Annotated in this window: 15 protein-coding genes; 13 read left to right on the top strand and 2 right to left on the bottom strand. The window is 34.5% G+C overall.

Going from position 1 to position 11,104, the window contains the following annotated elements; genetic code table 11:
• From ndk to ACKI2P_RS03310, 12 genes are all read left to right on the top strand, one after another.
• A partial coding sequence (gene ndk, locus ACKI2P_RS03365; RefSeq protein ID WP_407375004.1) for a nucleoside-diphosphate kinase occupies window positions 1-366 on the top strand: 366 nt, incomplete at its 5' end.
• A 30-nt stretch (window positions 367-396) separates the two neighbouring features.
• The gene (gene infB / locus ACKI2P_RS03360) at window positions 397-2,187 is read left to right on the top strand and encodes a translation initiation factor IF-2 (protein WP_407375002.1); all 1,791 of its coding nucleotides are present in this window, start codon (window positions 397-399) and stop codon (window positions 2,185-2,187) included.
• Between the two features lie 32 nt (window positions 2,188-2,219).
• Window positions 2,220-2,603, top strand: coding sequence for a 30S ribosomal protein S6e (locus ACKI2P_RS03355; protein ID WP_407375000.1), 384 nt, complete (start codon window positions 2,220-2,222; stop codon window positions 2,601-2,603).
• Window positions 2,604-2,663: 60 nt separating this feature from the next.
• A complete protein-coding gene (locus tag ACKI2P_RS03350) occupies window positions 2,664-3,878 on the top strand; it encodes a translation initiation factor IF-2 subunit gamma (RefSeq protein ID WP_407374998.1) in 1,215 nt (404 codons plus the stop codon).
• A gap of 10 nt (window positions 3,879-3,888) precedes the next feature.
• Window positions 3,889-4,281, top strand: a complete 393-nt coding sequence (locus ACKI2P_RS03345; RefSeq protein WP_407374996.1) for a PIN domain-containing protein — start codon at window positions 3,889-3,891, stop codon at window positions 4,279-4,281.
• A 37-nt stretch (window positions 4,282-4,318) separates the two neighbouring features.
• Window positions 4,319-4,900, top strand: coding sequence for a DNA-directed RNA polymerase (locus ACKI2P_RS03340; protein ID WP_407374994.1), 582 nt, complete (start codon window positions 4,319-4,321; stop codon window positions 4,898-4,900).
• Window positions 4,900-5,076 (top strand): transcription elongation factor subunit Spt4, encoded by a 177-nt coding sequence (spt4, locus tag ACKI2P_RS03335; RefSeq protein ID WP_292747313.1) that lies wholly within the window; start codon window positions 4,900-4,902, stop codon window positions 5,074-5,076. Before ACKI2P_RS03340 ends, spt4 begins: the two co-directional genes overlap by 1 nt.
• A gap of 10 nt (window positions 5,077-5,086) precedes the next feature.
• A complete protein-coding gene (locus ACKI2P_RS03330; RefSeq protein ID WP_407374993.1) occupies window positions 5,087-5,596 on the top strand; it encodes a GTP-dependent dephospho-CoA kinase family protein in 510 nt (169 codons plus the stop codon).
• Between the two features lie 18 nt (window positions 5,597-5,614).
• Window positions 5,615-5,926 (top strand): 30S ribosomal protein S24e, encoded by a 312-nt coding sequence (locus ACKI2P_RS03325; RefSeq protein ID WP_407374991.1) that lies wholly within the window; start codon window positions 5,615-5,617, stop codon window positions 5,924-5,926.
• Window positions 5,927-5,935: 9 nt separating this feature from the next.
• A complete protein-coding gene (locus tag ACKI2P_RS03320) occupies window positions 5,936-6,088 on the top strand; it encodes a 30S ribosomal protein S27ae (protein ID WP_067042875.1) in 153 nt (50 codons plus the stop codon).
• Between the two features lie 70 nt (window positions 6,089-6,158).
• On the top strand, window positions 6,159-7,580 hold the full coding sequence (gene argH, locus ACKI2P_RS03315; protein WP_407374988.1) for an argininosuccinate lyase: 1,422 nt from the start codon (window positions 6,159-6,161) through the stop codon (window positions 7,578-7,580).
• Window positions 7,581-7,607: 27 nt separating this feature from the next.
• Window positions 7,608-8,063 (top strand): hypothetical protein, encoded by a 456-nt coding sequence (locus ACKI2P_RS03310; RefSeq protein ID WP_407374986.1) that lies wholly within the window; start codon window positions 7,608-7,610, stop codon window positions 8,061-8,063.
• A 285-nt stretch (window positions 8,064-8,348) separates the two neighbouring features.
• Here the strand turns inward: ACKI2P_RS03310 and ACKI2P_RS03305 are convergent, their stop codons facing one another.
• Window positions 8,349-9,359 carry a 7-cyano-7-deazaguanine synthase gene (locus ACKI2P_RS03305; protein WP_407374984.1) on the bottom strand — a complete coding sequence of 337 codons (1,011 nt, stop codon included), beginning with the start codon at window positions 9,357-9,359 and terminating at the stop codon, window positions 8,349-8,351.
• Between the two features lie 229 nt (window positions 9,360-9,588).
• Between ACKI2P_RS03305 and ACKI2P_RS03300 the strand changes: the two genes are divergently transcribed.
• A complete protein-coding gene (locus ACKI2P_RS03300) occupies window positions 9,589-10,737 on the top strand; it encodes an aldo/keto reductase (protein ID WP_407374983.1) in 1,149 nt (382 codons plus the stop codon).
• Between the two features lie 44 nt (window positions 10,738-10,781).
• Here ACKI2P_RS03300 and ACKI2P_RS03295 read toward each other — a convergent pair whose 3' ends face one another.
• Window positions 10,782-10,937, bottom strand: coding sequence for a hypothetical protein (locus tag ACKI2P_RS03295; RefSeq protein ID WP_407374982.1), 156 nt, complete (start codon window positions 10,935-10,937; stop codon window positions 10,782-10,784).
• Between the last annotated feature and the right edge of the window lie 167 nt (window positions 10,938-11,104).

Raw genomic sequence — 11,104 nt, 5'->3', positions numbered from 1 at the left:
GGTCTTCAAATCGTTGCTTGTAAATTAATTCAAATTGATGAAGATTTAGCAAAAACTCATTATGGAGAACATGCTGAAAAACCATTTTTCCCAAGTTTAGTAGAATACATCACTTCATCCCCATCATTAGCTATGGTAATTGAAGGAGAAGAAGCTATTACTACTATCAGGAAATTAGTTGGTGCAACTAATCCTTTAGAAGCAGATCTTGGAACTATTAGAGGAGACTTTGGTATGGATACCGGTAGAAACATTATTCATGCTTCAGATGCTCCTGAGTCTGCAGAAAGAGAAATTGCTCTCTTCTTTGATGAAGACGAAATTTGTGATTATAAAATCATTGACAATGATTTAATTTACGAATAAATTTTAAATTTAGATGTTTAAAAAGATACTATGAAAATCAGATCCCCGATTGTATCAGTTTTAGGTCATGTAGACCATGGAAAAACAACTTTGTTAGATTATATTAGAGGAAGTACCGTAGCGGATAGGGAAGCTGGAGGTATTACTCAACATATTGGTGCTACAGAAATTCCTAATGATACTATTGAAGAAATCTGTGGAAATTTTATATCAAGATTAACTATTAAGGATTTAATTCCGGGACTATTTTTCATTGATACTCCAGGTCACGCTGCTTTCACCAGTTTAAGAAAACGTGGTGGGGCATTGGCTGATTTAGCAGTATTGATTCTTGATATTAATGAGGGTTTCAAGCCTCAAACCTATGAAGCATTAAACATTTTAAAAATGTATAGAACTCCTTTTATTGTAGTTGCTAATAAAATTGACATGATTTTCGGTTGGGAAACACATGAAGGTGCTTCCTTTAAGGAATCTTTCAATCAGCAAGCACAAAGCGTTCAAAGGGAAGTTGATACTAAAGTTTATGAAATCGTCGGTGCCCTTCACAAGGAAGGTTTCCAGTCCGAAAGATTTGACAGGGTCAGTAATTTCGCTTCACAGATTACTATTATTCCTATTAGTGCAAAATCTGGTGAAGGAATTATTGAAGTTTTAGCGATGCTTTTAGGTCTTGCTCAGGAATACTTAACAGAACAGCTCGAAATTAATGAAGATGCTCCTGCTAAGGGTACTGTTTTGGAAATCAAGGAAGAAACCGGATTAGGTTTAACAATTGATAGTATTATTTATGATGGTGTTTTGCGAACTAATGATGAAATAGCTTTGATGACTTCTTCAAATGAAGTTCTAACAACAAAAATCAGATCTATTTTAAGGCCGCTTCCATTGGAGGAAATGAGGGATTCCAAAAAGAAATTCCAAAAATTCGATGAAGTTGTCGCAGCTGCAGGTATTAAAATCGCAGCCCCTAATTTAGATGATGTTGTTTCAGGTTCACCTCTTAGAGTTCTCAACGACGAGGAGAATGTTGAGGAAGAAATTTTAAAAGAAATTGAAGATATCACTATCAGTACTGAAGATGAGGGTATTTTAGTCAAAGCCGATACATTAGGTTCTCTTGAAGCTATTGTCAAATTGCTGAGGGAACTTGAAATTCCAATTCGTGAAGCAAACATCGGTGATGTTAATCGTAGAGATATTATAAATTCATCTATTGCTTTAAATGAAAATGATGCTCACGGAGCAATCATTGCTTTTAATGTTGATGTTCATCCTAACTCTTTGGAAGATCTTAACAATTCTGATGTTAGATTATTCAAAGGCGATGTAATTTATCAAATCATTGAAGATTATGAAGCTTGGATTGATGAAATGGAACAAGCTAAGAAGAAAGCATTTTATGATGCAATTATCAAACCTGCAAAATTCATGGCATTGCCTAAACTTGTTTTCCGTCAAAGTAAACCCGCAATTATCGGTATCGAATCCATTAGCGGTACTATTAAACAGGGTCAAACTTTAATCAATAAGAATGGAGAATACGTTGGTGTGATAGCCAGTATGGAAGATAAAGGGGAAACATTACCGGATATTTCTAGAGGTCAAAGGGTTGCTATGGCAATCAAGGATGCCGTAGTAGGAAAACACTTCGATGAAGGTGATGAATTATATGTTGATGTTCCTGAAAAGCATTACAAGTTCATTGAAAGAGAATTTAAGGATAAACTGACAGAAGATGAATTTGAAACATTATATGAATTTTTAGAGATTAAACGTAAACAAGATCCAGATTGGGGTAAATTTGGTCTTTTTGAATAAAAATATTGGTAAAAAAATTAAGGAGGAATACCATGGCATTCAAAGTAGTTGTGTCTGAAAAAGCTGAATCTTATCAAATTGAAGTCGATGATACTAAAGCTTTAAACGGTTTAGTAATTGGTGAAGAATTTGATGGTGGAATTGTTGGTTTAGACGGTTACACTTTAAAAATTACTGGTGGTAGTGACAAAAACGGTTTTACCATGAAAAAAGATGTTTCTGGTACTAGAAGAATCAAAAGTTTATTAACTGGTGGTATCGGTTATCATCCTAAAGCTGATGGTGTAAAAAGGAGAAAAACCGTAAGAGGAAACACTATTGCTGAAGATATTGTACAAATCAACACTGTAGTTACTGCAGCTGGAAGTAAACCAATAGCTGATATTCTTGGTGCTGGTGAAGAAGAGGAAGAATAGTTTAACTATTTTTCTTATTTAAATTTTAAGTTGAATTAAATAATAAAAAGGTGGTTATCTGTGAACGTACAGTCAGATGTTAACATAGGTTTGGTTGGTCATGTAGACCATGGTAAGACTACTCTTACTAAAGCATTATCAGGAGTATGGACTGATACTCACAGTGAAGAAACAAAAAGAGGTATTTCAATACGTTTAGGTTATGCTGACATTGAATTTAGAAAATGTCCTAACTGCGATGAACCTGAATGCTACACAACCTCTGAAAAATGTGAAATCTGTGGGAGCGAAACTGAATTAATAAGGAAAGTATCTTTTGTTGATGCTCCGGGTCACGAAACTCTTATGGCAACTATGTTATCTGGTGCTGCAATTATGGATGGTGCAGTGTTAGTAATTGCTGCAAATGAGTCTTGTCCACAACCACAAACTAAAGAGCATCTTATGGCACTTGATGTAATCGGTGTAAAAGATGTAATTGTAGTTCAAAATAAAATTGATATCGTATCAAAAGAAAGAGCTATTGAAAGTTATAATGAAATCAAGGAATTTGTTAAAGGTACTTGTGCTGAAGATGCATTAATAATACCTGTATCTGCTCAACAAGGTGCAAATGTCGATATATTGATTGAAGCAATGCTTAAACAAATTCAACCTCCGGAAAGAAATGTTGATGACAGTGCCTTAATGCATGTAGCAAGGTCATTTGATATCAACAAACCTGGTTCAGGTGCTGATAAAATCAAAGGAGGGGTCATTGGTGGAACACTCGTTCAGGGTACCTTCAAACTTGGAGATATCATTGAAATCAGACCTGGCCCTACCAACAACGGTGAAAGATTAACATTAAAATCTGAAATCATCGGCCTTGAAGCAAACGGTGAACAGGTTGAACAGATCGGTCCTGGTGGACTTGTAGGTATTGCAACCAAATTGGATCCGTCATTAACAAAATCAGATTCATTATCCGGTACTGTTGCCGGAGAGGAAGGCACTTTGCCTGACGTATTGGACGGATTTAGTATGGAAGCTAATCTTCTTGACCGTGTTGTAGGTACTAAGGAAGAACGCGATGTCGCTCCAATCAAGATTAAAGAACCGTTAATGATTAATTGTGGTACTACAACTACAATTGGAGTTGTAACTTCAACCAAGAAAAATGATGTTGACGTTACTTTAAAATTACCAGTTTGCGCAAGCCCTGGTGATAGGGTCGCTTTAAGTCGTAGAGTTGGAGCTCGTTGGAGATTAATAGGTTACGGTATTATTAAATAGAGGGCAAATAATGGACTCTAAAGAAGTTGTAATTGATACCAATTTTTTTATGGTTCCTTTTCAGTTCAACGTTGATATAATCGCTGAACTTGAAAAATTATTACCTTCTTACAAATTAACTACTCCAAGCTTTGTTATCAATGAATTGAAGGGTTTGAAAAATAATAATAAAGGAAAAACAAGGTTAAATGCAAATTTGGCCTTGAAATTAGCTAATTCTTCAAAAATTGAAATAAAGGATATTTCATTATTAGAAAATGAAACTGTGGATGATGCGTTACTTAGAGTTTCAGAAGTTTTAGCTACAAATGACATTGAATTAAAAAATCGTGCAAAAGATAAAGGAATTACTGTTGCATATTTGAGGCAAAAAAAATATATTGCAGTTGAAGGTAAAATATAATATTAATTAAACTTATTTAATTAGATGAGGGATTGTTTTGTATTATAAAACAAAAATTGAGGATACTGTGAGAATTCCACCTTACGAATTCGATAATCCTCTCGAGGAAGTCGCTATAAAGACTCTAAACAAAACCTATGAAGGTCGTTTAGATAAAAAACTTGGTTTACTTATCTGTGTTAACGATATCGATGAAATTAGTGAAGGAAGACTCATTATGGGTGACGGAGCTTCATACCATAATGTAATTTTTGAAGCTATTTTCTTCAAGCCGGAACAGCATGAAATATTTGATGGTGAAGTAATTGATATTGTAGATTACGGTGCTTTTGTAAGAATTGGACCTATGGACGGTCTTATACATGTTTCTCAAGTAACTGATGATTATATTAGTTATGATGCTAAAAGAGGAGCTTTGATTGCAAAAGAATCTAATAAGACATTGGATGAAGGAGACCTAGTCAGAGCTAGAGCAGTTAGCGTATCTATTAAGGATGAATCTACCAACAATATTGAAAATAACAGGAATTCTAAAATACCTCTTACAATGAGGCAAACCAATTTAGGTAGATTTGAATGGATTGAAGAAGCAAAAGAAAAAAGTAAGAAGGCTAAATAATGAAAGCATGTACAGTTTGTAAAATGATTTCAAGCAAAGATCACTGTCCTAGTTGCGGAAGCCCAACTTCCGATAACTGGAGCGGTCTTTTGATAATAACTGATCCTGAAGAATCTGAATTAGCTCGTGAATTAAATATTACAATACCTGGTGAATATTGTTTAAGAGTAAGATAGAGGGTTTTGTGTGTTAAGGTTAGATGCAGAATTAAATAAAGATATAATTTTGGAACTTAAAAAGCCTTTAGGCGTTTTATATCCGGAATTTGAAGATGCAATTGATGAAATTAAATCTTCTGAGTTTTTAATTTCTGTTGGAGACGAAACTTTTGCAAATCTTACAAAATATGAATTATATCCGCAAATTGGTATAATTGATAATTTAATTCAGAGAAAAAATCATACTCATGATGTTATTCGTGCAGACCATATTTTAAAAGCTGAAAATCCTGCTGGATATATCACTGATGATCTATGGGAAACCATAGGCCAGGCTCTTGAATTATCTAACAGTGGCGAATGTTATGTGATTGAAGTAGCCGGGGAAGAAGATCTTGCAGTTCTTCCTTGCATCATCATGGCTAATCCAGAAACTACAATTTTATACGGACAACCAAATGAGGGTTTGGTGCTTTTAAAAGTTTCTGACGTTAAAGATAAAGCTCAAAAGCTTATTGATGGATTTATTAAAGAATAAATTAACCGAGGTTTAATCATGGAAATTGAATTTATTGAAGAAAAAGAAAATAAATTGTTTAACAGAAAAGAAATTAAATTTTATGTTGATTATGAAGGAGAATCAACTCCTAAAGCTTTAGATATCAAATCTAAATTAGTCGCTTTATTAAATTCTAAAAAAGAATTAGTAGTAGTTGACAATGTCCAACCACACTACGGTGAACCTAAAGCATTAGGTTATGCTAAAGTATATGATACAGTCGATGATTTAAAATACATCGAAACTGAACATGTAATAGCTAAAAACACAGAACCTGAAGAAGAACCGGAAGAAGAAGCAGAAGAATAGGTGATTTGTATGGTAAGAAAATCTGATTTATATGAAGTAGATGGAGACAAAATTGTAAGAAAAAACCAAATTTGTCCTCGTTGTGGTGAAGGCGTATTCATGGCTGACCATGGTGACAGAGTCGCTTGTGGTAAATGTGGATACACCGAAATGAAAAAATAAGATTTTTACAAATCTTAATTTCTTTTTTTTATACTTTTTATTTTTAACTTACTTTTCAGAAGGGATTTTTTTGGATAATATTAGAAATGGTCGTTTTAAGACTGGAATGACTGATGAAGCAGCCGAATATACTTCATCACTTGAAGCAGACATGCTTCTTTTTGAAGCAGATATCAAAACTAATTTTGCACACACTTCAATGTTAAAGCATGAGGGAATAATCGATGAGGAAATTGCCGATAAGATTTTATGTGCTCTTGATTCTTTAAAGGAAGAAGGTTACGAAGCACTGGTCTTTGATGCAACTATCGAAGATGTTCACATGGCAATTGAAAACTATGTAACCTCTAAAATAGGTCCTGAAGCAGGGTTTATGCATACTGCTAAATCCCGTAATGACCAGGTTGCATGTGATGTAAGATTGGTTCTTCGTGAAATGATTGAAGAGATACAGATTGGCATTTTGGAGTTCATAGAAGGATTGGTTGAAATGGCAGGAGAACATTTGGAAGACATTTTCATTGGTTTTACTCATTTGCAGCATGCTCAACCGATTACAATAGCTCATCACCTGATGGCTCATGTTCAGGCTCTAAAAAGAGATTATGAACGTTTGGCCGACACTTATAAACGTGTAAATATAAATCCTCTCGGATCTGCCGCTATGGCCACTACAAGTTTTCCAATCAACAGGCAGTTAACAACTGATCTGCTTGGATTTGACGCTTATATGGAAAACTCCATGGATGGTGTCTCAGCACGTGACTTCATTACTGAGACTGTTTTTGATTTGGTGTCATTATCATCCACACTCGCTAAAATCTGCGAAGAATTGGTCTTATGGAGCACATACGAGTTTGGTGTCATTAATATGGCTGATGAATATTCATCCACATCATCTATTATGCCGCAAAAGAAAAATCCCGACGTTGCAGAGCTTGCTCGTGGTAAGACAAGCATCGCTACCGGTGAGCTTATAACAATTTTAACAATATTGAAGGCAATTCCATATACATACAACAGGGATTTACAGGAAATCACTCCTCACTTATGGAATGCGGTTAAAGTTACTCGTGAAACCTTGTCTATCGTAACAAAAATGCTGCTTTCAGTGGAATTTAACGTGGACAGGTGTGCTGAACTTGCAGGTAAAAACTTTGCAACTGCAACTGATTTGGCAGACATCATGGTTCGAGAAAAGAAAATTCCATTCAGAACTGCTCATAAAATTGTAGGAAGAATTGTTAACGAAGCGTTATCCAATGAAATGGCTGAAGAGGACATAACATCCAAATTCATTGATGATATTGCTGTTGATTTGGGCTTTGATGAGTTGAATCTTGATGATGATTTGATTCAAAGGGCATTGAATCCTGCTGAAAACGTTAGAATTAGGGCTGTTCCTGGAGGTCCTGCTCCTGAAATGGTGGAAATTGCACGTGACAATATTAAGGAATTCTTAAATGAAGAATTCGAGAAAAAAGGAATTTAATTTCTTTTTCTTTTTTTAGGTGGATTCATGAATTTTAAAAAAATTTTATTGATTTTATCATTGTTGGTTTTTGTTTTTGGAATTTCTGCAGTATTTAGTGAAAATGTCACTATTGAGGGCAGTACATTTGAAGTTCCACAGGGTTATGTCATAAATAGCAGTAATGATTACTCTGCACATTTGGTTAAGCAAAACAACAGCAATTATACTATTTTTATCAGTGAAGGTAATTTTTCTGATTTAGAAAATGCCAAACAAAGCCGTGAGATTGCAGGGTTTAAACACATGAATGAGGAAGTTTTTCTTTCCGATAACAATATATCTGTAACAATGCAGAGTTACATGAAAAATGAGACTTTTCATTCTTTTTATTATTTTGATGCAAATAATGCAAGTTATATGATTGGTTATTCTTTTCCTGTGCATGATGAATCAGATAATCAAACCAACCCTGTTGATGAAATAATCAACAATATAGTTTAGGTAAACCTAAACTTTATATACTTTTTTTTACAATATATTATTGTGGATATAATCTCAGGATTATTGAAGCAAATTTTATATAGTGATGTTATAGGATACTTATTAATTGTTCCTCAATTATCATAAGTAAGCTCAGCTCCTGTAATATCACTATTTAAAATCTATTTTTTTATAGGAAAATTTTTTTGTGTATGTGTAATCTTTTCAAATCCGTTGACAAGGGTGTTTCTACTTATTTCATAAATATACATTTATTAAAATGGAAAATTCAAAAAAAGATGAAATTTAAGGCTTGTTGAAACTCCAAATCAGGTCAAGAGCCTCACCGGGTTCCAATGCCCCTGAACGGGTTTCCCTTAAAATTCTTTGGATGGAAAATTTTCTCATGTATGGGAATTTTTTGTGAACCTCATAGAGAAGCGGACAGCCGAATCCTTTAAATGTCATTAAATCATAGTTTCTAATTAAGGATTTTATCTCTTGCTTTCCAACACTTAAACTTGCCGGAAGGTTCAGACGATATAATGAATCATCCTGCATATTTATGCATTGGCTGCCGGTTGCAAGCATATCACCAAAGACAATTATTGGGATTTTTCTATTTTTTGCATATTCCTTTACAAGTTCACCGGTATTTTTGGAGCATCTTCCGCAAGGATGGACATTGCCAGTAAATGATTCTTTTATTATTTCACTGTAGTCTGTCTGAATGTATTCGTGCCCAATGTCAAGTGATTCGGTAAGAAGTTTAATATTTTTTTTGAACTGATTTGGAAGAATTATTGTTCCCGGATCAACTGTAACTGCTATGGGATTAAAACCTAATTTTTTTGCTAAAATAAGAGAAAAGCTGCTGTCGACACCTCCCGAAAGGGCAACAACTGCTTCAGTATTTTCGGATTCGTCAAAAGTGTTTTCATTAAAATAACTATCAAAGTTGAAACTGTAAATGTTGTCCAGTTTGCAGTCAATTGTTTTTTCCAGATTCTTTAAACCATTCAAATTTAAATCAATGTTGTGAACTGTTTTTTTGGACAGTTTGAGTTTATACTGTTTGTTTAAAAAATCACCGTAGGATTCTACATGTATGCTTTCAAGACCTAATTTTTCCCTAAGCTTTCCAACAACCCATCCTCCTTTTCCTATGATTGCTGATTTGTCGGGCCGGTCTTCTGTAATAATCCACAGTTCATTGTTTTTAAGGTAAATGTCTTCGATGAAAATATTTACCTTGTCATGACCGATTTCCTCACGGATTTTGTTGACTTCCTGTAAAATGAATTCCTCGGTATACATTGTAATAAGTTATGACTCAACTACCTTAAATAATAAACTTTTTAAAAGTTTAACTTCTTCTTTGGTCATTTTTGATGTGACCTTCATTTCCCAGTTATTGGAATGGACTTGCTTATTGACGGAGGAACAATTGCAGCAATCAACAGTGGAAAAATGGATATTCAAATCCAATAATTTTCCATTACTTTTTTTAATTTTAAACTCCTAATAGTTAGTTAAGGAGATTATTATGGAATATCGTGAATTAGGAAAAACTGGTATTAAAGTATCAGAAATTGCATTCGGTGCCGAATTTTTAGTGGAAAGACCTTATGAAGATACTGAAGAATTGATTAAAGCCTGTGAAGCCAATGGAATTAATTTTGTTGATTGCTGGATGAGTGAACCTGATGTGCGTTCACATTTGGGCAGAGCCATTAAACCTAATCGTGAAAATTGGGTAATACAGGGACATATTGGATCAACATGGCAAAACGGGCAGTATGTAAGAACCCGTGACATGGATAAGGTAATCCCTGCATTTGAAGACTTTATGGAAAGGTTTGAAATTGACACTCTTGATTTCGGTATGATTCATTATGTCGACCAGATTGAAGATTACAATGGGATAATGAACGGTCCTTTCATTGAATATGTGCGCAAGCTGAAAGAGGATGGAACAATTGCCCACATTGGACTGAGTACTCACAACCCTGACGTTGGAATTTTGGCTGCGGAAAATCCTGAAATCGAACTTCTGATGTTTTCAATAAATCCTGCATATGACATGTTCGGTGCGATGGAGGACATCGAGGAGTACAGAAAGGAGGATGCCTATGACGAGACAATGTTCGGTTTAAATCCTCAAAGAGCAGAGATATATGAATTATGTGAGAAAAACGGAACTGCAATTACTGTAATGAAAGGATTTGCCGGAGGGAACCTTTTGTCCGATGAGACTTCGCCGTTCGGCGTTGCACTGACACCGATTCAATGCATCCACTACTGCCTGGAACAGAAAGGAGTAAACAGCATTTTTGTCGGTGTGAAAACGGTCGACGAACTGATGGAATCACTGAAGTATTGCGATGCGACTGAAGCTGAAAAGGACTATGCTGAAGTATTGAAAAATGCTCCAAAACACTCCTTTGAAGGACAATGTACTTACTGCGGCCATTGCGCTCCATGCACATCTGAAATAGATATTGCAATGGTTAACAAGTTGTATGATTTGGCTAAAAACAGGGATGAAGTGCCGGCCAGTGTTCAGGAACACTATAACAATTTGAAATTCAATGCAACTGAATGCATTGCATGCGGTGACTGTGAACCTAGGTGTCCTTTCAATGTTCACATAGTTGATGTGATGCTTGATGCACAGGATTTATTTGGATTTTAGTGTCGAATTTGATTTTTAATCTAAATAAATTATTTTTTTCCTTTTTAATATTCTATATTAATTTTTAATTCAAAGGTTAATGTTTCATCGTTAATTTTTCCTTTTAAAATCCATAAGCAGTTATTTGCAGCTATTAATTCATAATCTTCCCATTCTCTTGAAAAAATTCCGAAGTTTTTGTCGGAGGGTGGGGTGTACATTTCTTTTGTATGATTATGTATGGTAGCTACAATATGCTTGCTAAATTCATTATCTTTAAAATTTAATTTAACAATATTTTTTTCACCAATTTTACATTTAAGTATCTTTCCAAATCATTATCAGTCACATCACTTATCATTAACATAATTGTCAAAAATATTATTCT

Source organism: Methanobrevibacter sp. (genome assembly GCF_045541095.1).
Taxonomy (GTDB): Archaea; Methanobacteriota; Methanobacteria; order Methanobacteriales; family Methanobacteriaceae; genus Methanocatella.
The sequence above is the reverse complement of the archived record's forward strand: the minus strand, read 5'-3'. Positions and strand labels throughout refer to the sequence as shown.

What these genes read in the sequence shown, in the direction of transcription:
- infB (WP_407375002.1), top strand. Translation starts at nt 397, where the DNA reads ATGAAAATCAGATCCCCGATTGTATCAGTTTTAGGTCATGTAGACCAT.
- ACKI2P_RS03355 (WP_407375000.1), top strand. Translation starts at nt 2,220, where the DNA reads ATGGCATTCAAAGTAGTTGTGTCTGAAAAAGCTGAATCTTATCAAATT.
- ACKI2P_RS03345 (WP_407374996.1), top strand. Translation starts at nt 3,889, where the DNA reads ATGGACTCTAAAGAAGTTGTAATTGATACCAATTTTTTTATGGTTCCT.
- spt4 (WP_292747313.1), top strand. Translation starts at nt 4,900, where the DNA reads ATGAAAGCATGTACAGTTTGTAAAATGATTTCAAGCAAAGATCACTGT.
- ACKI2P_RS03325 (WP_407374991.1), top strand. Translation starts at nt 5,615, where the DNA reads ATGGAAATTGAATTTATTGAAGAAAAAGAAAATAAATTGTTTAACAGA.
- ACKI2P_RS03320 (WP_067042875.1), top strand. Translation starts at nt 5,936, where the DNA reads ATGGTAAGAAAATCTGATTTATATGAAGTAGATGGAGACAAAATTGTA.
- ACKI2P_RS03310 (WP_407374986.1), top strand. Translation starts at nt 7,608, where the DNA reads ATGAATTTTAAAAAAATTTTATTGATTTTATCATTGTTGGTTTTTGTT.
- ACKI2P_RS03305 (WP_407374984.1), bottom strand. Translation starts at nt 9,359, where the DNA reads ATGTATACCGAGGAATTCATTTTACAGGAAGTCAACAAAATCCGTGAG.
- ACKI2P_RS03300 (WP_407374983.1), top strand. Translation starts at nt 9,589, where the DNA reads ATGGAATATCGTGAATTAGGAAAAACTGGTATTAAAGTATCAGAAATT.
- ACKI2P_RS03295 (WP_407374982.1), bottom strand. Translation starts at nt 10,937, where the DNA reads ATGTACACCCCACCCTCCGACAAAAACTTCGGAATTTTTTCAAGAGAA.